We start from the raw sequence: 20,773 nt of genomic DNA, 5'->3' as shown, positions 1-20,773 counted from the left end.
CTGCCGACAAGGTGCGTGAAGCGATTGCCGACGAACTTGCCAAGCGAGGCATTGAAGTCCCGTATAGCGTCGTCTCCTATCCCGAGTTCCTCTAGGAAGGTGCTGCGGTGGATGATTTCATGCGCCCGGACCGCATCGTGGTCGGTGTCGATCCTGAAGATCAGCAGGCCATCAGCCTGATGCGTTCGCTCTACGCCCCTTTTCAGCGCAATCATGAAAAGCTCGTGGTGATGGATGTGCGTTCGGCCGAACTGACCAAATACGCCGCGAATGCCATGCTGGCCACGCGGATTTCCTTCATGAACGAGCTCGCGGTACTGGCCGAGAAGCTCGGCGCCGACATCGAACAGGTGCGTCAAGGCATTGGCTCGGACCCCCGCATCGGCTGGCACTTCCTGTACGCCGGTTGCGGCTATGGCGGCTCCTGCTTCCCCAAGGATGTGAAGGCTCTGATCCGGACTGCTGCCGACGCAGGCCTGCAGCTCAAGGTGCTGCAGGCGGTGGAAGATGCCAATGATGCACAGAAGCAGGTGCTGCTCGACAAACTTGTGGCGCGTTTCGGTGAAGACCTTTCTGGCAAGCACTTTGCAATCTGGGGCCTGTCCTTCAAACCCAACACCGATGACATGCGCGAGGCGCCTAGCCGTGTGATGATCATCGAGTTGTTCAAACGCGGCGCTACGGTATCTGCCTACGATCCGGTTGCGATGGAGGAGGCGCGTCGCATTTTTGGCGACGCGGCAGGTTTGACGTATGCCGACCGCCCTATGGCTGCACTCACGAATGCCGATGCGCTACTGATCGTGACTGAGTGGAAGGAATTCCGCAGTCCGGATTTCGAGGCCATCAAGGCGGCACTTAAGAGCCCGGTGGTATTTGACGGACGCAACATGTATGACCCGGAGCTGCCGCGCGCGGCCGGGCTTGAATACTCATCGATCGGGAGAAGATAAAAATGGCAAAAATATTGGTAACCGGTGGTGCGGGATTCTTGGGTTCGCATCTGTGCGAACGGCTTCTGGATGCGGATCACGATGTGCTGTGCGTCGACAATTACTTTACTGGCTCGAAGCGCAACATTGAGCATCTGCTGCAAAACCCACGCTTCGAGGTTATGCGGCACGACGTGACTTTTCCCTTGTATGTGGAGGTTGATCAGATCTACAACCTGGCTTGCCCAGCATCTCCGGTGCATTACCAGTTTGATCCGGTGCAGACCACCAAGACCAGTGTGCATGGCGCGATCAACATGTTGGGCCTGGCCAAGCGCGTGAAGGCCCGCATCCTGCAGGCATCCACTTCCGAGGTGTATGGCGATCCAGAAGTGCATCCTCAACCCGAAAGTTATTGGGGTCGGGTGAATACCATTGGAATTCGCAGCTGTTACGACGAAGGCAAGCGTTGTGCCGAAACTCTGTTCTTCGACTATTGGCGCCAGCACAAGCTTGAGATTAAGGTGATGCGCATTTTCAACACCTATGGTCCGCGTATGCACCCATCTGATGGCCGGGTTGTGAGTAACTTTATCGTGCAGGCGCTCAAGGGAGAACCCATCACGATCTATGGCGAAGGCTCCCAAACGCGCAGTTTCTGCTACGTGGACGACTTGATTGAGGGCATGATTCGTCTGATGAATACCCCGGCAGACTTTACTGGGCCGGTGAATATCGGCAACCCCGGCGAATTCACGATGCTGCAGTTGGCCGAGCGCGTGATTGCACTTACCGGCAGTAAATCGGAACTGGTATTTCACCCACTGCCGCAGGACGATCCGAAGCAGCGCCGCCCCGACATTTCGCTCGCTCGCGAAGTGCTGGATTGGGAGCCAACGATTGCGCTTGACCAAGGGTTGCAGAAAACCATCGACTACTTCCGCAAGGTGGTTAAGGCATGATTACCGCTCACGCCGAAGTCATTGTCGTCACCCCTGTCTATGAGGATCTGGAGGCCTCGTCGCGACTGTTCAGGGAGCTGGACGCAGTATTCGGCACCAAGCTCTTCATTCTGGCGGTGGATGATGGCTCTGTGCGCCAGCCCTTGCCTGCTTCTGTGCTTGAAGGTTTGCAGGCCGGTGGTGCAATAGTGAAGTTGCGGCGCAACGTGGGCCATCAGCGTGCCATCTCCATAGGTCTTGGGTTGGCTGCAGAGCATATGACTTCATCACAACTTGTCGTGGTCATGGATTCCGATGGTGAAGATCTGCCGCAGACCATTTCCGAATTGCTTGCTGCGCTAGACGACGTGCAGGTTGACGCAGCGGTGGCCCAGCGCAAGAGCCGGGTGGAGTCTCTGAAGTTCAAGGCCTTCTATGAGGTTTACAAGCGAGTTTTCTCGTTGATGACAGGGCGGGCGATCAGCTTCGGCAACTTTATGGCACTGCGCCAAGCTGGGGTGAAGCGACTCGCTGCGATGCAGGAAACGCCGATTCATGTGGCGGCTGCATTACTGGCGTCCAAGCTGCGTCTTCGCATCTGCTCGATTGCTCGAGGTCCACGCTATGCCGGTCAATCCAAGATGAATTTTGTCGGACTGGCTTTGCACGGGTTTCGCGCCTTGATGGTGTTTGCCGAAGATGTACTGGTGCGTGTGGGGCTGCTGTGTGCAGGGGTTGCAGCACTCTCCGTGCTTGGCGGGCTATTGGCTATCGTACTCAAGCTGGCCGGGTTCGCTACGCCGGGCTGGTTCTCGGTGGCTTTCGGCATCCTCGTGCTGACGCTTCTTCAGACCGGGACGCTGGCGCTCATGATGTTGATGCTCACAGGTGTCGTGCGCAGTGGTTCGGTGACAACGGCACTCAGCTACAAAGAGTTTGTGGATCGTATCCTGACGCCTGCCGGGGAGATCAGTCTGGATGCCTGAGTTTGTTCGCTATGTGCTGAACGGCCTGATGGCGACTGTGGTGCACTATGCTGTGCTGGCCTTCAATCTGCATGTGCTTGGGTTTCCTTCAGCAGGGCTAGCAAATCTGGTGGCCGCGATGTTTGGCATTGCGGCTTCCTTTTTGGGTAATCGCTATTTCGTCTTCGCACATGGCGCGCGTGATGCATGGCATGGGCAGGCTGCCCGGTTCATCGCGCTCTACGGCTCTATCGCCCTGCTTCACGGACTTGTGATGTGGCTGTGGGCGGACTGGCTGGGGAACGACTATCGGGTGGGCTTCCTGTTGGCTACGGCGATGCAGTTCGCGCTCAGTTATGTTGGAAACAAGCTGTTGGTATTCAAGCAATGAAAACAAAACTTTTTGTACTGGCGAATGCTGTATTCGGCATCGTGCTGCTAACGATCTATCTTGCCCATATTAATTTTCTGGACGTGAATGTCGTGTTCTATGCGGCCATTGCCGATGGTGTGCTGGCAGCTGTAGTGGCTTTTTCTTTGTTATGGTTGCCTTTCGGGAGGGGATTCAACCCCTTCGAAAAGTTTCAGATGCTTTTGATCTGGCTCTTGCTCGGCTACGCCTTTGCGATCTCGGTGCCTACGGTTATTGATCGCTCGCTGTCGTTTTACATCCTCGAAAAGCTTGAGCAGCGCGGCGGTGGAATCCGGCAGGATGCAATGAAAGACGTCTTTACGCAGGAGTACCTGAAAGAGCACCGTCTGGTCGACGTCCGGCTGACCGAGCAGATCGAGTCTGGCACCATCGTGATCGAGAACGGCTGCGTGAAGCTGACGGAGAAGGGGCGGCGGCTTTCGACAATGAGCCGCTATTACCGCCTGCACTTCCTTCCCAAGCATCGTCTGCTGATGGGCGAGTACACGGATGATCTGACGAATCCGTTCCGTAACAGTCAGCAGGCTGGTAGTTACGCATGTCGATGAGGTCTGAGAGATGGTGACTCGATTTCTGTCCTCTCGTGCGCCATGGTTTTGGTCGTTACTCTGTGTCTTGGCAGTGTCAATTTCTGCGACGGCGTTAATCTCACGCCACCTTAGTCCTGCTCTCATGAATGCAGACGTGATCATGAATTCAATCATGTCTTTGCAAAAATTGACCTTGTTCTACTGGGGTCAGGACAGGCTGGCGAATCTGCTTCCCTTTGTAGTGAGCTTTGTCAGGGATCCGGCATTTAATCTAAAAGTTGTTGCGATTGTTCCAGTTGTAGTCTTGATGGCCACGCTCGCAACGAAGGCTTTTGTCCTAAATGAGATGCTGGGAGGGCGGGGGCGAGAATTCTTGCTGACCTATGTTGTTCTGGTTTGTGTTTTTTTCTCCGGCCTGACTGGGGTGGGTGTTTTTGAAATTGCCGTGTGGCATGTTGAATACACTTTTCCGTTGTTGGCTGTTTTGTTGTCGAGTTATTTTGTATGGGGGCGGCACCTGAGAGCGTGGCCCTTCTTTGCTGCATCGTTATTGCTGGTCTTTCTTGCCGCAGGAGTCAATCCGGCTGTGATTGTTCCGCTTGTATTTGTGATTCTATTTGGGGTTCTATGGGGAAAGAAGCCTTGTTCGCGAGCTGTGGTGTTGGCAATTTTCTCGGCGGCGTCGCTTGTGGCGTGGGTCTTGATCTCGAAGTATTTTGGAGAGGCTGTTGGCGGCGGGTATTCCCAGTTTGCGTTTGAACGTATACACAGGGGGGTGGGCGCGCTGATTTCGGGTTCTTTTCCTGGCATCAATTACTTTGGTTCTCTGCTTCTTGTTGGACTGCTCGCTTTTACTCACTTTATTGCTGATACTTTTCGAAAATGGCACCTCGGGAATGGCGTGGCTGAGTCAGTTCCGGCGCTTGAGAGCCGGCTGGTTTGTGCATTGGTCTTGTTCGCAGCGCTTTGGATCTTGGTGTTTTTATCTAGCGAGTGGGTTGAGCGGAATCTATTTCATTGGCGCTATTTTATTTGGCCATACTTCGCCATCTCTTCGGTGCTGGCCTTGTTGTTTCGGAGAGTTGTTATTGCAAACGGTGTGATTGGCATTGTCTGCGTCTCTCTTGTCGCAGTAACAGCCGTTTATGCAGCTTGGCTGACTTGGCCTGCAGAGCGCAACGACTATGCGGTCCTGTCTAAGGCGGAGGACGATGGCGTGTCTGCAGACGGCCTCTATGCGGGAGACTATTGGCGCGTTTGGCCGGCGGTTATGCGTGCCATGATTGTGGAGCAGCGCGCGTATGGATTGGCTTTTCGCTGGGTTGGCAACGGTACGGCGCTTCGGAAGTATCTGACGGAAACACTCGACCGAAAGGGGAGCGCTGAGGTCCTCTGCCTTGGGGCATCAGGAGCTGAGTGTTTTCAACAGCTCAGGTCTGTTGATTCGGGAGTCTCTGTTCAGGTGGCGGAGGATCTAAAGGGGGATGTTCGTCGGCTGATCGTGGTGAGGCCGAAAGCTTCGCACAATGGGCGCAACATTGATTTTTCAGGAAAGGCTCTTTGGAGCCTACCTTCGCAGGTCGGGCGCTGGAGCGATTCCGGCGTTCAGGCGGACGGGCGTTCGGGATGTATTGTTTATGGACCTTATGTAGGTCTTGAGGCTGGGCGTTACCGTTTTCAGCTGCAAGGAAACGAAGGCGCGTCACGAGGTGATGTGGTGAGGATTACCTCCGATGCAGGCGCAAAGGAGTTGTTTGTGTCACCGATAGAGGCGACCAGAGCCGGCCTGCTGGTTGATGCAATTGTCCAGATGCGCGAGCCCGCAAGCGCTACCGAGGTGTCTGTCTGTGTAGAGGCCGCCTCGAATTTGGAAATACACGCTTATCGTCTCTACAAGCAGGCTTCTTTTTCAGAGAATTGACATGCGAGTACTTCACGTCTATCGGACTTATTTCCCCGAAACCCAGGGAGGGCTTCAGGAGGCAATTCGTCAGATTGCTCGGGGTTTGAAGCGCGCAGGGTGCGATTCGATGGTCTTTACGCTGGCAAAACAGCCTCGGCCTTCATTTGTGCGTATCGACGATGCGGACGTCTTTCGCGCTAAAAGCGTGATAGATGTTTCCTCCTGTGACATGGGCTCTCCTGGCGGGATATTGCTGTTCCGGCAGTTGGCAAAGAAGGCCGATATCCTGAATTTCCACTATCCGTGGCCATTTGGCGATGTGCTGGAATTGTTGGGCAATCCCGGCAAACCTTACGTCATTACCTATCACTCCGATATCGTGCGTCAACGCGTGGCTGAAGCGCTGTATGCGCCGTTGCGCTCCCGCTTTGTGGCCAAGGCGAAGGCAATCGTGACAACTTCTCCCGCGTACGCACGTACCAGTGAGTATCTTTCACGACTAGGGCGCGCAGTGGACGTAATTCCACTTTGCATTGATCCTGCAGATATTCCGGAAACTTCGGCTGAGACTTCCGCGAACTGGCAGCAACGGTTTCAGAAGCCTTTTTTCTTCTTTGTCGGTGTGTTGCGTTATTACAAGGGCTTGGAGTATCTGATTGAGGCCGCGAAGCTCACCGGCTTTGATGTGGTAATCGCGGGAGATGGCCCAGAGCGCGAGCGCCTGCATTATTTGGCTTCGGGGATTCCGAATGTGCATTTTCTGGGGAAGATCACTGATGAGGATAAGTTTGCATTGATCCGACAATGCCGAGCTGTCGTGTTCTCATCACATCTACGGGCAGAGGCTTTTGGCGTGTCGCTGCTTGAGGGCGCAGCGCTAGGGAAAGCGCTGATTTCAACGGAGATTGGCACAGGTACGTCCTATGTCAATGCACATGGAGAAACCGGTCTGGTGGTTCCAGGGGCTGATCCCGAGGCCTTGGCTCGCGCGATGCGCTGTTTGATAGAGACTCCAGCGTTGGCTGAGCAGTACGGCACGGCGGCCCATGAACGCTGTGTGCGTTTGTTCCACACCAGTGCGGCAGGGGAGAAGTATTTAGATCTCTACAGACGTGTGCTTCTTTCGGAAGCTTGACGGGTCAGCTGAAGGGCTGCGTTACGATTTATTGGGAATGCTATCTTGGGTTTTGTCGATTGAAGGACCTGGATGCATATCGAGAGTTGAGACCAAACTATGAACGATAAATTGAAACCTTTGGTTGTGTGGCATGGCGGGCAAGTCTCGCGCGAGGATCGGCAGGCCTTGCTGGGCCATCAGCCCTTGACGATCTGGTTCACCGGCCTGAGCGCCGCCGGCAAATCGACACTGGCGTATGCGCTGGAGAGCGAGCTGATTGCGGCGGGGCGCGCCTGCTGCGTGCTGGATGGCGACAACGTGCGTCATGGGCTGAATCGCAATCTGGGCTTTTCGGCGGAGGATCGTGCCGAGAACATCCGTCGTGTCGCTGAGGTGGCGCATCTGATGAACGATGCCGGGCTGATCGTGCTGGCCGCGTTTATTTCGCCGTTTCGTGCGGATCGTGAGTTGGCGAGGGAGATCATCGGCCCGGAGCAATTTCGAGAAGTGTTTGTCAGCACCTCACTGGCGGTGTGCGAGGCGCGTGATCCAAAGGGTTTGTACTGCAAGGCGCGCTCAGGTGCTGTCCCCGAATTCACGGGGATTTCGTCGCCCTACGAGGCGCCCGAAAACCCGCATCTGGCGCTGGATACCGGTTTGCTGTCATCAGCCGAGGCGATTGCCCAGCTGAAGGGTCTGCTGGGCCTGGCAGCCTGAAGAAGCGCTCTGGATAAGCTTCTTCAGCAGGCTGTGCGACGGCTCCCTGTCGATGCCTCGCGTGGCGGATATGTGTGAGGCGGAGCGCGTAGCTGTTCCGCCCACTCACCCTTTACGCGGATGAATGTCGCTTTGCGGCGGCTGGCGGAAGCTTCTGCAGCGTTCCGCCCTACGACCGTCAGCCGAGCCGGGCGGGGTTTTCCGCATTCAGCCCTCAGTGCTCTCTACTCCGCCATCGGCAGCCGCAGCGGCGATTTCCCGCAGCTTGTCTTTTTTGCTCTTGCGTTTGCCCTTGAGTCCGCCAGCAGCCACATCCGGGCTGGGTTCTTCGGTGGGCTCGAAGCCTTCGACGAATTCCCGCTCCAGCTTGAAGCCGATGCGCTTTTCGATCAGGCGGAAGTGGGCTTCGGTGTCGGCGCTGATGAAACTGATGGCGAGACCTGCTTCGCCAGCACGGCCGGTGCGGCCGATGCGGTGCGCGTAGTCGGCCGGGGCGCGGGGCAGGTCGTAGTTGATGACGACTGGCAGGCGGGCGATGTCGAGGCCGCGCGCGGCGACATCGGTGGCCACCAATACATGCAGGCGTTCGGCCTTGAACTCGGCAAGCACTTCGCTGCGCGTGCCTTGACTCAGTTCTCCGTGTAGTGGCGCCGCGTGGATGCCGCGCCGTGCGAGCTTGTCGGCGACCAGATCGCAGGCATATTTGGTGGCGACGAAGACCAGCACGCGCGTCCAGGCTTCCTGTTTGACCAGGTGCAGCAGGAGCTGGGTGCGCGTACGGGCGTCGACGGCGATGGCGTGCTGGGCGATCTCGGGTTCATCGCCCACCTCGGCGATGCGCGTCGGAGTGTGCAAGAGCGCGGCGGCCAGTTCTTCGACGCCCGGCGGCAAGGTGGCGGAGAAAAGCAGGCTCTGACGCTGAGCGGGCAGCAGGGCGAGCAGGCGTTGCAACTCGTCGGCAAAGCCGGCGTCGAGCAGGCGGTCTGCTTCGTCCAGCACCAGCGTGCTGATCGCACTGATGCTCAAAGCATTGTGATCAAGCAGGTCGAGCAGGCGGCCGGGTGTGGCGACGATGATGTCGGCACCACCGCGCAGGGCCATCATCTGCGGGTTCAGCGAGACGCCGCCAAAGGCCACGACGATCTTCACTGGCTCGGCGAGGTGCTGCGCGAAGGCTTTCAGCGTCTCGCCGGTCTGGATCGCCAGTTCGCGCGTGGGGGCGAGGATCAAGGCGTGGGTGCGGCGTGCGGCCCCATAAATCGATTTGCGTTTGATGCCGGCCAGCTGCTGCAGGATGGGCAGGGCGAAGGCCACGGTCTTGCCGGAGCCGGTCGGTGCCGAGCCGAGCACGTCTTCCCCGCGTAGCGCGGCCGGAATGGCGGTGAGCTGGATCGCCGTGGGCGTGGTGAATTCGCGCTCGGCGAGGGCGTTGAGCAGGGCAGGGGCAAGACCGAGGGCGGAGAAGGGCATGGGAGGCAGCGCGAAAAGAGATTCAGAGCGTGATGATAGGCAAGTCTCGCGGCGGCGTCTGGATTGACTGTATTCGTCCGCCCAAAGAGCCGCTGCCCGTAGAGCTGCATCCCGCTTGCCTGTGCGAGCTGGTTGCCCGCGCAGGGCCGCCCCGCGCGGCTCTGCAAGGGGCCGGCTGTGACTACTCCTGCGAGAACCGCACGCTCAGATTCCAGTTGCCATTCGCTCCGGCGGGGGCTCGGGCGACGAGCTGACGGGCGTTCGGGTTGGGCAGGTCGAAGTCGGCGCGCGGCTTGGAAATATCGACGACTTCCAGCGTGACGGGCGTGCCGGCGAAGCGCACATGCAGGGTTTTGCCAGTTTGTTTGAGCGTGGCTTCGTTGCCGTTCAATGTGATCGCCGCTTCGGTCGTCATGGCCCAGCGGATTTCGTTGCCGGGCTTGGCTCCCGTGACCGCATCGCTGAGGCTGACGCTTTGGCCTTCCACGCGGGCTGTGCGCGTGGCCTGCTTGAGCTGGCCGGGCAGGAAAATCGGGCTCAGGTCGAGTTGCGCCTCATTGTCGCCCTGCATGCGCAGCGTAGCCATGCCGAGTGCATTGTGCGGGCTGGTGTCAAGGCTCAGGGTGTTGTGGGCGGCATTGCCGAGGCGGAAGACATTCCAGCGCGGCGAGGCCTGTTTCATGTTCCACAGGTCGATGCCACGGCTTTCCAGACTGTTGTAATCCTGCATGCCCAGATCTTTCGCCCAACGCACGCCATCCAGATCGAGGATGAAGCTGCCGCCGTCCATGTGCGCGTGGTTGTGATTGGCGCCGCCGCCCTTGATGGCGAAGTAGAGCGCGTTCGCATCGTTCCAGGATGAGCGCCAGATCGCCACCGGCTGCGGGCCTTGGCCAGAGAAGTGGAGTGGCGCCGCTTGGGCCTTTGCGGCATCGGGCCACCACAGGGCGATCAGCGGGGCGAAGCGTTCGTTGAGGCCCTGCTTGTTGCGGATCATGCTGCGTTTGGCATCGATCAGGGCGGGCTGGTTGAGCTCGCGCGCCAGATAGAACAGGGGAGTCCCGATCTCCTGCCCTTCGTTGCCATCGGCGAAGTTGAACTGCCTGCCGCTGGGGCTGACGGCGTGGGTAAAGAACTCCGCGCTGCGCTTGAGGCCAGGCGCATCCAGCAGACCCCAGTCGGTGTGCAGGCTGCTGCGCAGGGCCGCGATCAGCAGGGTTTCGTAGCTCGTGCCATAGGTCCAGTAGCCGGGGCCTTCGGGATAGATGCCGTCCGGTTGATACGCGTCGAGCGCGATGAAAGAGCTTTTCTTGGCGGCGGCAAGCAGATCGCGGGCGAGTTCCGGCTCGTCTTCTTCGACGGCGAGTGCGCCCAGCACCATGCCACCGATGCACACTTGGCCCCAGTTATTCGTCATGGTAAAGGTCTTGTGGCCATTGCGTGCTTGGGCGATGCCTTTGTCGACCAAGGCGCGGCGGAGCGTGTTGCGATCTTCCGGGGCAAGGTCGTGATACAGCCAGTCGTAGCTGATCGCCAGGCCGGCAGTCATTTCAGCGACATCCAGATAGTGGCTCGGATTCCAGTCCGGGAAGGCCGACACCGCCAGCATTTCGCGCCGGGCGCGGTCGAGGAAGACGCGCTCGCCGGTGACGCGATACGCAAAGCTCCACAGCAGGCTGCGGCGGATGAATTCACGCGACACTTCAAGCAGGCGGCGGCCCTGCAGCTTGCGCTCGACGGGTTCGCGCTTCAGATCGGCGCGCGCGCGTTCCAGCAACAGCTCGACCAGGCGGTTGAGATCCGGATCGCTGGCGCGGCGTGTGGCGAGTTGCTGCCAGTCAGCGCGGCTGGCGATCAGGCGCGGGTGATCCGGCAGGGTCGCCGATGTTTTCGGGGTTGCGTCTGGCGCGGGGACTGTCGGCGGGTTGGCACAGGCGGCCAACAGCAAAACGCCACACAGCAGCGTCAGCTTTGTCAGTAGGTGCCTGGCGCCAGGCCAAGGCGTCGATTTTGTCATGGCTTGCTCCTTTGAGGGTTTTGTGTGGCATGCCCGGAGAACCGCACCGGACGGACTTGTGCAGCCAGCCTGCGCGCTCAGCCTTGCTGTATGCGGCTGAGCGGGCAGTCTGTTGGCAGGTTCAGTGTGCGTCCGGGCCGGCGGTGACGCTCTGTTTTTTCATCAGCCAGAGCAGCGGCAGGATGCCGACCATGGCCAGGCCGAAGAGCAGAAAGATGGTGGCGAAGGACAGCATCTGCGCCTGCTTGCCGATCTGCAGCGAGAGCAGGGCGTAGGCCTTGAGTTGAGCCATGCTTTCAGGGATGCCGGTGGCGAGCAGACGGGCCTTGAGCATGGCCAGCCGGAGCAGACCGGATTCGCTGTTGCCGGCGATATGCTCGCCTAATATCGCGCGTTTGCTGTTGCTCAGGCTGACCAGCAAGGTGGCCGAAATGGCGATGCCGACGCTGCCGCCGAGCTGGCGGGTGAGGTTGTAGAGGCCGGTGGCGCCGGCGCGCTCAGCCGGGGCGATGTTGGCCAGGGTCAGGCTGTTGAGTGGCATGAAGAGCATGCCCAGCCCCAGCCCGCGCAGGATCAGGGGCGGCAGGAAATCGGCCGCACCTGACTCGGTGCTGAACTGGTAATGCCCCCACATCGAGTACAAAAACAGCATCGCACCGAGGACGACGATGCCGCGTGCCGAGACGCCTCGATTGATGAGTTTGGAGACGATGGGCATGGCCAGACCGGAGGCCAGCGCAGAAGGCAGGATCAGCATGCCGGTTTGCCAGGCGGTGTAGCCCATCAGGGTCTGCACATACACAGGGAAGACGAAGACGGTGGCGAACAGTGAGGCGCCGAGCAGGAAGGTGATGACCAGTCCGGCGCTGAATTGCGCGTCCTTGCACACGCGCAGATTGACCACAGGGTGGTCGATTTCGAGTTGGCGAATGATGAAGCTGCCAATCGAGGCGAGGCTGCAGACGGCATAAAAGATGATTTCCCAGGAGGCGAACCAGTCCAGGCGCTCGCCGCGCTCGAGGAATAGTTGCAGGGTGCCGACGCCGACCGCCAGCAGGAGGATGCCCAGATAATCGATGCTTTCAATCTTCTGGCGATGCTTCGATTCCGGTACGTAGAGCAGGGTCAGCACCAGCGCAATCAAGCCCAGCGGCAGATTGATGTAGAAAATCCAGGGCCAGGAATACTGATCGGTGAGCCAGCCGCCCAGCGTCGGGCCGAGCATGGGGCCGGTCATGATGCCCATGCCGAAAATGGCCATGCCGTTGCCGATTTCCTTGCGCGGGAAGACTTCGAAGATGGTCGATTGTGCTGTGGCAATCAGCCCGCCGCCGCCCAGGCCCTGCACGATGCGCCAGAACACGAGCGAGCCCAGCGAACTGGCATTGCCACAGGCCAGCGAGGCCAGGGTGAACACCAGAATCGACAGGATGAAATAGTTGCGCCGCCCGAACAGGTGCGAGAGAAAACCGGAGAGCGGCAGCACGATGACGTTGGCAATCACGTAGCCGATCGAGACCCAGGTGATCTCATCCAGCGTCGCGCCGAGCGTGCCCATCATGTGCGGCACGGCGACATTCACGATGCTGGTGTCGACCAGTTCGAGCACGCAGCCCAGCGTCACCGTCATGGCGATGATGAAACGCTTGGCCAGAATGGCCTCGGGCGTGGCGGTGAGCGACCAGCCGGGAAGAATCGGTTTCACGAGACGCGGCGCTTAGTGGGTGGAAATCGTCACGTTGACCGACAAGCCGGGCAGCAGGCGCGGCGTGGCAGGCGGATTGTCGAGTGCGATGCGCACTGGCACGCGCTGAACCACCTTGGTGAAGTTGCCTGTGGCATTGTCAGGCGGCAGCAGGGTGAAGCGTGCGCCGGTCGCCGGGCTGAAGGATTCGACGTGACCGATGAGTTTCAGATCCGGATAGGCGTCTACTTCGACATCCACCTGCTGGCCGATCTTCACCTGGTGAAGTTCGGTCTCCTTGAGGTTCGCCGTGACCCAGACCTGCTCGGCCGAGGCGAGGTACATCAGGGTCTGGCCGGCCTGAATCATCTGGCCGGGCTCTACCGCTTTTTTGGTGACCATGCCGGCTGCGGGCGCCAGCACGCGCGTATCACCCAGCTGGTTGCGGGCAAACTGCAGGGCAGATTCGGCGGCGAGCACCTTGGCCTGCGCCACTTTCAGCCCGGCTGACGAGACGCCAACTTGTTGGCCGGCGGCCTGTGCCGATTCCTGCACATTCTTGAGCTGGGCTTCGAGCGCCGAGACGCGCGCCTTGGCCGCAGTGACGGTGGTTTCCGCTGCGTCGAGCAAGGACGCGCTGATCATCTTCTGCTTGGCCAGCTCGCGGTTACGCTGCAGGTCACGTTCGGCCTTGTCGACATTTGCCTGCGCTTCCCGAATCTGTGCCTGGACCGAGCCGGACTGGGTGTTGGCGGCTGCTGCCGTGGCTTGGGCGGCGCCGATGCGGGCCAGGGCTTCGCCGGGCTGGCCATCCTTGCCGGCGGCGGCCAGTGCCTGGTGATAGTCGGCCTCGGCCTGACCCAGCTTGACGGTGTAGTCGCGCGGATCAAGCTCCAGCAGCACATCGCCCTGAGGCACCAGCTGGTTGTCGGCCGCGTTTACCTTCAGTACATAGCCGCTTACGCGCGAGGCGATGGGCACGATATGCCCTTCGAGTTGGGCGTTGTCGCTGGAAACGTGGCTGCGGCCCCACCACCAGCGCTGTGCGACCAGACCCAGAACAATGATCAGGGCGAGGGCGAAGAGGATGCGGGCTTTGGGCTGCTTGCTGGGGGTGCGGGGTGTTGCAGTCATGGGAGATTTTCCGGGCGGGGAGCTAAGCCGCAGGGTGGATGATTTTTCTGACGGGATGAGCCGGCAGGAGTGTATACGGGAGCGCATGGCCGGGCCACCAGGCGGGCGGTTATTTCAGGTTGCCGGGAATTTTCCTGAGTCGGGAGGCCTTCCGGAGAGCCGCGCGGGACGGTCTTCTTCGGCATGCCATGTCTGTAGGTCAAGGCGGCGCGCGGCTCTTCATGGGCGCACCTGCCGGACTCCGTGGCGCGGCACCCGTTCTGGCACAACGAGTCATCCGGCAGAGCTGGCCGCCTCGTCGGTGCTGAGTGCGATCTGATTGCCGCCACCGGCTTTGGCCGCGTACATGGCCACGTCGGCGGCCATCCACAGGGCGCCGGCATCGTCTGTGCTCTCGACGTTGCTGGCGATGCCGATGCTCGCGGAGATGCGGATGGTCTGGCGGTCGAGAATGAAGGGCTCGGCCAGTGATGCGCGGATTTTTTCGCCGATGTTGCGGGCGTCTTCGGCGTTGTGTAACTGGGTCAGCAGGACGATGAATTCGTCCCCACCAATGCGTCCGACCGTATCCGATTCACGCACGCAGGTCAGCATGCGTTGGGCGACTTCCTGCAAGAGCAGGTCGCCGATGGCATGGCCAAAGTGGTCATTGATGCTCTTGAATTCATCCAGATCGACGAAGAGCAGGGCGACCTGGGAGTGGTCGCGACGGGCCAGACTCAGGGCTTGTTGCTGGCGTTCGACGAAGAGCGCGCGGTTGGGCAGATTGGTCAGCGTATCGTGCTGGGCCATGTGGCGGACTTGTTCTTCGATGGCTTTGCGTGCGTCGATGTCCGATACCGTGCCGATCAGGCGTAAGGGTTTGCCATCGGCATCATGGCTCATCACGCGGCCGCGCAGGAGCACCCATTTCCAGCGCCCATCCTTGCAGCGCAGACGGTATTCGCTGGCGAAACTGTCTTGTTGCCCCGTCACGCAGGCGTAGCTGGCGGCCAGCGCCATATCGCGATCCTCCGGATGGATGCGTTCGACCCATTCGCTGCGCACAGGGCGGATTTCGCTTTCGGTGTAGCCGAAAATTTCCAGGCAGCGCTGGGAGTAAAACACTTCGTCGGTGCGCAGGTCGCGATCCCAGACGCCATCACCGGCACCTTCGAGGGCGTATTTCCAGCGCTCTTCACTGCGGCGCAAATCTTCGGTCATGGCATGCGCGAGTCCGATGGCGATCTGGCGCGCGCTGACCAGCAGGTGCGTCAGCATTGCCAGCAGCAGGCTCAGGCAGACGCCGCTGATGGCAATGATGCCTGCATCCTTGCTGCCGAAACGGGCTTCGAAGCCGGACAGGGCGCGGGCTTCGACCGTCCAGCTGAGCCCGCCGACCTCAAGGTATTCCCGGGTGTGCATGCGCGCTGGCGGGGAGTCCGGGTGAGTGCTGAAAAACTGCGCGGCAGGCTCGGCGGTGATGCCATCAAACAGGCGGATGGCTACATCGGTTTCTGCTTCGCCGTACAGACTGCCCATCAGTTCAGCCAGGCGCACCGGGGCATAGACCCAGCCGACGATATTGGCGCGACGCAGGGCAACGGAGTCCGTCGCTGCGGAGTGGCGGTAAAGTGGCGCGTAAAGGATGAAGGACGGGCCTTCGTCAGGCTGGCGGTCCAGCACTTGTTGCAGTTTGCGCGTGATGCGCGGAGCGCCTGCATCGCGCGCGGCATCCATTGCTTCACGGCGCACGGGGTCGGTGTAGGGATCGAAGCCGAGGGCGACGAGGTTGCGTCCGCTGAATGGCTCAACCTGGACGATGGCCGCATAGACCTCGCGCTCCCCGGCCGGTTTGATCGTGTAATCAGGAAACCCCTGAGCGCGCATACGGGCGCTGAGTGCCTCCTTGCCGGCGGCTGGTGTCAGCGTGATCAGGCCTACGCCCTGGATGCCGGAAAAATCTGCGCCCAGCTGCAGGCTGTCGATGTAAGCGGTGAATTCCTTCCGGTCGATTTGGGCGGAGCCGGCGTGATAGCCCTGTACACCGCGCAGCATCTGCTCGTAGGCGCTCATCCGTTGCACGATGCGGCTGGTGGTGTCACGCAGGCTGTCGTCAAAGCGGGCGTGCAAATTCTGTTCGGCAAGGGTTTGCTCGTGTTGCCAGAGCAAGCCGGTGACGCCGAGCGATACGGCAAGCGCCAGCGCTGCAGGAAGGTGCGGACGCAGGCTCAGCATTTCAGTATTTGAAATTGCTCAGGGTGCGGGCCAGTTCGGCCGGGAAGTATTTCTCGAAGATGCGCAGCACCGTGCCGTCGTCGCGCATGGCGCGGATCAGCTGGCGCCACTTTTCCTGCTCTTCAAGACTGAGGGATTTTTTCGACATGATCAGGCCGTGCGGCACGGGATCATCGCCAAATTCAAGGATGTTGCTGATCTCGCGGATCTTGCTGCTCTCCACTGCCGGGTAGTCAAAGGGCTCAATGATCATGCCCTCGATGTGTCGGGTTTGCAGCAATTGGTAGAGAGGCTCCAACCCGGATGAGTAGCTCACGCGCTGAGCCTCGTTGAGCTGGTCGACCAGGGTGTTGGCGGTCGCGCTGTAGCGGAAGCCGCGGATCACACCAAGACGCAGCGCGGGCTTGCGCGCAAAGTCGTCGATGTCCTTGACGCCGGCATCGCGGCGCACCAACAGGTAATACTTGTTGGAAAAATACCAGGCGAAGCCGGCGAATTTGTCGCGTGTCTCGTTGGTGATGCCGGACAGGCTGAAATCCAGCGCCCCCGATTCGATCAGCTGCCAGATGCGTGCGCGCTGGATCAGGGTGACGGTCACCTTGCAGCCGCTGCGGCGGATCAGCGCATCGGCAATATCCCGGTCGACGCCGCTGTCAGTGGCGGATGAATACAGCAGGCCGTGTTCGTGCAGCGCCAGGGTCAGCGGACGCGAGCAGTCCGGCCCGGCAGCCAGGGCGGCAGGGGGGCATAGCAGGCAGGCTCCGAAGAGCAGGGCAAGCAGGTGACGAAGCATGGCATTCCTTTTTGCTGCAGGGGCAGGCGTAGCGGCTATAACGGCTGCGCAGAGGAAAACTGTGGCACCCAAGCGGGCAGCTTCGCTCTTTTTGTCCTAGCAAGAAGGCTGCCTGCAGAGCCGCATGGGTCGGACTTCTCCTGTGTGCCTGCTTGTAGATGAAGGCGGCGTGCGGCTCTTCGGCTAATGCAGGACGCGCGGCCCGACCAGAAAGAATTCCGGGATGTCTGTTTCGAACTCGACACCCTCCGCGTCACGGAACAGGTAACTGCCGCGCATGCTGCCAAAGGGTGTTGCCAGCGCGCAGCCGCTGGTGTACTCGAAACTTTCGCCGGGCGCGAGCAAGGGTTGTTCGCCGACTACGCCTTCGCCCTGCACTTCGTCCAGATCGCCATTGCCATCGGTGATGTACCAGTGGCGGCCCAGCAGCTTGGCCGCTTGCGTGCCGATGTTGGTAATCGTGATCTGGTAGGCGAAGACGTGGCGCTTTTCGTCCGGCGCGGATTGCTCCGGTACGTAACGGGCAATGGCGTCCACCTTGATGGCGCGAGGGGGTTTGGGTTCGTTCATTTTTTTCTGGCTTCTGTCTGGGGGCGACAGGGATAATACCGCTTTGCCGACCCTTGCGAACCCGCCATGTCCGACAGCTCCTTCATCATCGCCCCCAGTCTGCTCTCAGCCAACTTCGCCCGCCTTGGCGACGAGGTGGAGAAGGTCATCGCCGCCGGCGCCGACTGGCTGCATTTCGACGTGATGGACAACCATTACGTGCCCAATCTGACCATCGGCCCGCTGGTCTGCGAGGCGATTCGCCCCTGCACTTCGGCGCCGATCGACGTGCATCTGATGGTCGAGCCGGTCGATGCGCTGGTGCCGATGTTCGCCAAGGCTGGCGCCAACATCATCACCTTCCACCCCGAAGCCTCGCGCCACGTCGATCGCACCCTGCAACTGATCCGCGATCACGGCTGTCAGGCCGGGCTGGTGTTCAATCCGGCCACCCCGCTGGACTGGCTCGATCACGTCATGGACAAGATCGACCTGATCATGCTGATGTCGGTGAACCCCGGCTACGGTGGCCAGAGCTTCATCCCTGCGACCCTGCCCAAGGCGCGTCTGGCACGCGCCAAGCTGGATGCGTATAAACGCGAGACCGGCCGGCACATCCGCCTGGAAATCGACGGCGGCGTGAAGCCGGGCAACATCGCCGAGATCGCCGCGGCGGGCGTGGATGCCTTCGTCGCCGGTTCGGCCGTGTTCGGTGCCGGCAAGGATTCCGACCCGAATCGCTATGACTCGGTGATCGCCGCGATGCGCGCCGAGCTGGCGAAAGTACCCGCCGCGTGATCGGCTTCCCGCACCAATCCGGCCCCACCCACACCGAACGCGATGCTCGCGTGGCCTTGCTGCGCGTCTTTCGCGAGATGAGCAAACGTGGCCTGAATGCCGGCACGGCGGGCAACGCCAGCCTGCGTTGTGGTGAAGGCTTCCTGATCACGCCATCCGGCATCCCGGCCGAAGAGCTGGATGAAAGCGATCTGGTCTGGCTGGATTTCAAGGGCGGCTGCCGTGGCGAGCGTAAACCGTCTTCAGAATGGCGTTTGCATCACGACATCCTTGCCGCGCGGCCCGAGGTCGGCAGCGTGATGCACGCCCATTCGTCCAGCGCCACCGCACTCGCCTGCCATGGGCTGACGATCCCGGCGTTTCATTACATGGTGCTGCGCTTCGGCGGGCCGGATGTGCGCTGCGCTGCCTACGCCACTTACGGCACGCAAGCCTTGTCTGACGCAGTGCTGCAGGCCTTGCAGGGTCGCACGGCCTGCCTGATGGCCAACCACGGCATGCTCGTGCTGGGCGAGGATGCGCCCAAGGCGATTGCCGCTGCGGTCGAATTCGAAACCCTGTGCGAGCACTACTGGCGCGCGAAGCTGCTGGGCGAGCCGCATCTGCTCACGCCGGCGCAGCTGGCTGAGGTTGAGGCGCAGTTCGCGGGCTACGGTCAGCAGCAACAATGAGCGGCTTTCCTCCCCACGGCGCGTGACACCGTGGGAGCGACGTCCCCGTCGATCCCACAAGGAGGCTGGAGAACCGCACCCAGCTTGCCTGTGCAGGCAGGGTGGCTGCACAGGCAAGTTGGGTGCGGTTCTTCGGGCAGGGTCTTCCGCCATGCTGCAAGCGCCTTTTGAACTGCGCGCAGTGCGCAATTCACCTCGCCTTGCTATGCTGCCGGCCTCGCATTTCATCTTCTGATCCGGAGCGGTATTCGTGGAAATTTTCGGTTTGGGTGTGCATATTCTGATCGCCTTGTATTTCGGCATTCATGCGATCCGGCACGGCCAGAATCTGTTCTGGTTGTTTGTGCTGTTTTCCTTTCCGCTGCTGGGCAGCATTGTGTATTTTGCGGTGATTTACCTGCCCGAGCTGCGCGGGAGCCGTAGCGTACGCAAGGCCGGGCGGGCGGTGGTGCAGGCCATGGATCCGGGCCGTGAATTGCGCGAAGCCCGCAAGGCCTATGAGCTGACCCCGATCATCAACAATCGCCTGCGTCTGGCCGCCGCCTTGCTCGATGCCGGCGATGTGCAGGCTGCGCTGAAGGAATATGCCGATGCTGCGCAAGGCCCGTTCGCGACCGATGCGGTGCTGTTGCGCGGTCTGGCGCGCGCCCAACTGGCAGCGAACCAGCCGCAGGACGCCGTGGCGAGTCTGGAGCGCCTGTACGCCGACCACAAGGAAGCGCGGCGCCATCCCGAAGCCGCCTTGTTGTATGCCCGCGCCCGCGCGGCTGCGGGGATCGACGGCGTGCACGAAGCCTTTGCGCTGGCGCTGGAAGTCGGCACCGATGCCGAGCCGAAGTGCCGTTTTGCCGACTGGCTGGTGACGCAAGCCGGTGAGGCGAATCAGGCTCAGGCGCGCGAGCTGTATCAGCAGATCATCAAGGATTCCGGCCACTGGCACCGCCATGCCCAAAACCATAATGCCGAGTGGCTGCGCCGGGCGCAGGCTGCGTCCAAAGCCTAGGACTGGATTGATATGAGCCGCAAATTTTCGCCGCAAGCAGTCTTCTTTGACCTCGACGGCACCCTCGTCGATTCCGTCCCGGATCTGGCCGAGGCCGCGCGGCGCATGCTGGCCGAACTGGGCGAGGCGCCGCGCACGGATGCCGAAGTCGCCAGCTTTGTCGGCAAGGGCATTCCGGTGCTGGTCGAGCGCTTGCTCACCGTCGGTCGCGGGCCTGTCCCGGAGGACCGTCTGGCGCAAGGCCTGGCTTCCTTTCTGAAGCATTACGACGATACCAATGGCCTGCTCACCACCGCCTATCCCGGCGTGCTGGAAGCGCTGCCACTGCTGCTCGCACGCGGTCTGAAAATGGGCGTGGTGACCAACAAGGCTGAGGCCTTTGTGGCACCACTGCTGGAAAAACTCGGCCTGCTGGCCTTCATGGATGTGATTGTCGGCGGCGATACCCTGGCGCAGAAAAAGCCCGATCCCGAGCCTTTGTGGCATGCCTGCACCCAGGTCGGCGTGGCGCGCGAGGCCGCGCTGATGGTCGGCGACTCCGGCAATGACGCCTTGTGCGCCCGCCGCGCAGGCCTGCCGGTGCTGCTGATGACCTATGGCTACAACGAGGGGGTCGCCGTGGACACTGAAGATTGCGACGGGTTACTATCGTCGCTCGTCGAATTACCCCCGCTGCTGACGAACACCTGAAAATGATTCTGACGTTGTTGCGCTTCCTTGCCGTACTCAATGTACTGTCATCGTCGGCGCGCCTAGTCAGAACCGCTTCGCTTCATTTTCAAGCATTCTTGAAATGCGGGCATTAACCTGAATTCCATCATCGTGACTTGCCAGAGCCTGTTTCTCGCAGAGGAGATCCTCCCGACTTGCCTAGCCTTCAGTTGGCGACGCAGCGGGAG

Annotated in this window: 18 protein-coding genes and 1 pseudogene; 12 read left to right on the top strand and 7 right to left on the bottom strand. The window is 60.6% G+C overall.

The genetic code is table 11. The features are described from left to right. The 8 genes and pseudogenes from ABXR19_RS03325 to cysC all read left to right on the top strand — a co-directional run. Window positions 1–953 (top strand): annotated as a pseudogene (locus tag ABXR19_RS03325) (UDP-glucose dehydrogenase family protein); the annotation flags it as partial. 2 nt (window positions 954–955) lie between these two features. Continuing rightward, window positions 956–1,894 carry a UDP-glucuronic acid decarboxylase family protein gene (locus ABXR19_RS03320; protein WP_354599658.1) on the top strand — a complete coding sequence of 313 codons (939 nt, stop codon included), beginning with the start codon at window positions 956–958 and terminating at the stop codon, window positions 1,892–1,894. Continuing rightward, window positions 1,891–2,859 carry a glycosyltransferase gene (locus ABXR19_RS03315; protein ID WP_354599657.1) on the top strand — a complete coding sequence of 323 codons (969 nt, stop codon included), beginning with the start codon at window positions 1,891–1,893 and terminating at the stop codon, window positions 2,857–2,859. Before ABXR19_RS03320 ends, ABXR19_RS03315 begins: the two co-directional genes overlap by 4 nt. Next, entirely contained in the window at window positions 2,852–3,229 is a 378-nt protein-coding gene (locus tag ABXR19_RS03310) for a GtrA family protein (RefSeq protein ID WP_354599656.1), read from the top strand. The genes ABXR19_RS03315 and ABXR19_RS03310 overlap by 8 nt, the downstream gene beginning before the upstream one ends. Next, window positions 3,226–3,819, top strand: a complete 594-nt coding sequence (locus ABXR19_RS03305) for a hypothetical protein (protein WP_354599655.1) — start codon at window positions 3,226–3,228, stop codon at window positions 3,817–3,819. Before ABXR19_RS03310 ends, ABXR19_RS03305 begins: the two co-directional genes overlap by 4 nt. Window positions 3,820–3,961: 142 nt before the next feature. Next, entirely contained in the window at window positions 3,962–5,722 is a 1,761-nt protein-coding gene (locus ABXR19_RS03300; protein ID WP_354599654.1) for a hypothetical protein, read from the top strand. A gap of 1 nt (window position 5,723) precedes the next feature. Further along, window positions 5,724–6,839: a glycosyltransferase gene (locus ABXR19_RS03295; RefSeq protein WP_354599653.1), complete on the top strand. Its 1,116-nt coding sequence runs from the start codon at window positions 5,724–5,726 to the stop codon at window positions 6,837–6,839. 99 nt (window positions 6,840–6,938) lie between these two features. Further along, window positions 6,939–7,538, top strand: coding sequence for an adenylyl-sulfate kinase (gene cysC / locus ABXR19_RS03290; protein WP_354599652.1), 600 nt, complete (start codon window positions 6,939–6,941; stop codon window positions 7,536–7,538). Between the two features lie 207 nt (window positions 7,539–7,745). Here cysC and ABXR19_RS03285 read toward each other — a convergent pair whose 3' ends face one another. From ABXR19_RS03285 to apaG, 7 genes are all read right to left on the bottom strand, one after another. Next, complete coding sequence (locus ABXR19_RS03285) at window positions 7,746–9,008, bottom strand: DEAD/DEAH box helicase (RefSeq protein WP_354599651.1); 1,263 nt, start codon at window positions 9,006–9,008, stop codon at window positions 7,746–7,748. A gap of 181 nt (window positions 9,009–9,189) precedes the next feature. Continuing rightward, on the bottom strand, window positions 9,190–11,025 hold the full coding sequence (locus ABXR19_RS03280) for a heparinase II/III domain-containing protein (protein WP_354599650.1): 1,836 nt from the start codon (window positions 11,023–11,025) through the stop codon (window positions 9,190–9,192). Between the two features lie 121 nt (window positions 11,026–11,146). Further along, on the bottom strand, window positions 11,147–12,730 hold the full coding sequence (locus ABXR19_RS03275; protein WP_354599649.1) for a DHA2 family efflux MFS transporter permease subunit: 1,584 nt from the start codon (window positions 12,728–12,730) through the stop codon (window positions 11,147–11,149). 12 nt (window positions 12,731–12,742) lie between these two features. Further along, entirely contained in the window at window positions 12,743–13,843 is a 1,101-nt protein-coding gene (locus ABXR19_RS03270; RefSeq protein WP_354599648.1) for an HlyD family secretion protein, read from the bottom strand. A 273-nt stretch (window positions 13,844–14,116) separates the two neighbouring features. Beyond that, window positions 14,117–16,060 (bottom strand): CHASE domain-containing protein, encoded by a 1,944-nt coding sequence (locus tag ABXR19_RS03265; protein ID WP_354599647.1) that lies wholly within the window; start codon window positions 16,058–16,060, stop codon window positions 14,117–14,119. A 1-nt stretch (window position 16,061) separates the two neighbouring features. Further along, window positions 16,062–16,853 carry a substrate-binding periplasmic protein gene (locus tag ABXR19_RS03260; protein ID WP_354599646.1) on the bottom strand — a complete coding sequence of 264 codons (792 nt, stop codon included), beginning with the start codon at window positions 16,851–16,853 and terminating at the stop codon, window positions 16,062–16,064. A gap of 183 nt (window positions 16,854–17,036) precedes the next feature. Continuing rightward, window positions 17,037–17,423 carry a Co2+/Mg2+ efflux facilitator ApaG/CorD gene (apaG, locus tag ABXR19_RS03255; protein ID WP_354599645.1) on the bottom strand — a complete coding sequence of 129 codons (387 nt, stop codon included), beginning with the start codon at window positions 17,421–17,423 and terminating at the stop codon, window positions 17,037–17,039. Window positions 17,424–17,489: 66 nt separating this feature from the next. Here apaG and rpe point away from each other — a divergent pair, with 66 nt between their 5' ends. The 4 genes from rpe to gph all read left to right on the top strand — a co-directional run bounded on the left by rpe (window position 17,490) and on the right by gph (window position 20,564). Next, window positions 17,490–18,200: a ribulose-phosphate 3-epimerase gene (gene rpe, locus ABXR19_RS03250; protein ID WP_354599644.1), complete on the top strand. Its 711-nt coding sequence runs from the start codon at window positions 17,490–17,492 to the stop codon at window positions 18,198–18,200. Further along, window positions 18,197–18,871, top strand: a complete 675-nt coding sequence (locus tag ABXR19_RS03245; protein WP_354599643.1) for a class II aldolase/adducin family protein — start codon at window positions 18,197–18,199, stop codon at window positions 18,869–18,871. The genes rpe and ABXR19_RS03245 overlap by 4 nt, the downstream gene beginning before the upstream one ends. Before the next feature lie 250 nt (window positions 18,872–19,121). Continuing rightward, window positions 19,122–19,874 (top strand): hypothetical protein, encoded by a 753-nt coding sequence (locus tag ABXR19_RS03240; protein ID WP_354599642.1) that lies wholly within the window; start codon window positions 19,122–19,124, stop codon window positions 19,872–19,874. 12 nt (window positions 19,875–19,886) lie between these two features. Then, window positions 19,887–20,564 carry a phosphoglycolate phosphatase gene (gene gph, locus ABXR19_RS03235; protein ID WP_354599641.1) on the top strand — a complete coding sequence of 226 codons (678 nt, stop codon included), beginning with the start codon at window positions 19,887–19,889 and terminating at the stop codon, window positions 20,562–20,564. The last annotated feature ends 209 nt before the right edge of the window (window positions 20,565–20,773 follow it).

The organism is Uliginosibacterium flavum (genome assembly GCF_040566545.1).
GTDB classification, from domain to species: Bacteria; Pseudomonadota; Gammaproteobacteria; order Burkholderiales; family Rhodocyclaceae; genus Uliginosibacterium; species Uliginosibacterium flavum.
This window is presented reverse-complemented; position numbering and strand designations above follow the sequence as displayed.

Excerpts from the sequence above, each read along its gene's own strand:
- ABXR19_RS03320 (WP_354599658.1), top strand. The coding sequence starts at position 956 with ATGGCAAAAATATTGGTAACCGGTGGTGCGGGATTCTTGGGTTCGCAT.
- ABXR19_RS03315 (WP_354599657.1), top strand. The coding sequence starts at position 1,891 with ATGATTACCGCTCACGCCGAAGTCATTGTCGTCACCCCTGTCTATGAG.
- ABXR19_RS03310 (WP_354599656.1), top strand. The coding sequence starts at position 2,852 with ATGCCTGAGTTTGTTCGCTATGTGCTGAACGGCCTGATGGCGACTGTG.
- ABXR19_RS03305 (WP_354599655.1), top strand. The coding sequence starts at position 3,226 with ATGAAAACAAAACTTTTTGTACTGGCGAATGCTGTATTCGGCATCGTG.
- ABXR19_RS03300 (WP_354599654.1), top strand. The coding sequence starts at position 3,962 with ATGAATTCAATCATGTCTTTGCAAAAATTGACCTTGTTCTACTGGGGT.
- ABXR19_RS03295 (WP_354599653.1), top strand. The coding sequence starts at position 5,724 with ATGCGAGTACTTCACGTCTATCGGACTTATTTCCCCGAAACCCAGGGA.
- cysC (WP_354599652.1), top strand. The coding sequence starts at position 6,939 with ATGAACGATAAATTGAAACCTTTGGTTGTGTGGCATGGCGGGCAAGTC.
- ABXR19_RS03285 (WP_354599651.1), bottom strand. The coding sequence starts at position 9,008 with ATGCCCTTCTCCGCCCTCGGTCTTGCCCCTGCCCTGCTCAACGCCCTC.
- ABXR19_RS03280 (WP_354599650.1), bottom strand. The coding sequence starts at position 11,025 with ATGACAAAATCGACGCCTTGGCCTGGCGCCAGGCACCTACTGACAAAG.
- ABXR19_RS03270 (WP_354599648.1), bottom strand. The coding sequence starts at position 13,843 with ATGACTGCAACACCCCGCACCCCCAGCAAGCAGCCCAAAGCCCGCATC.
- ABXR19_RS03265 (WP_354599647.1), bottom strand. The coding sequence starts at position 16,060 with ATGCTGAGCCTGCGTCCGCACCTTCCTGCAGCGCTGGCGCTTGCCGTA.
- ABXR19_RS03260 (WP_354599646.1), bottom strand. The coding sequence starts at position 16,853 with ATGCTTCGTCACCTGCTTGCCCTGCTCTTCGGAGCCTGCCTGCTATGC.
- apaG (WP_354599645.1), bottom strand. The coding sequence starts at position 17,423 with ATGAACGAACCCAAACCCCCTCGCGCCATCAAGGTGGACGCCATTGCC.
- rpe (WP_354599644.1), top strand. The coding sequence starts at position 17,490 with ATGTCCGACAGCTCCTTCATCATCGCCCCCAGTCTGCTCTCAGCCAAC.
- gph (WP_354599641.1), top strand. The coding sequence starts at position 19,887 with ATGAGCCGCAAATTTTCGCCGCAAGCAGTCTTCTTTGACCTCGACGGC.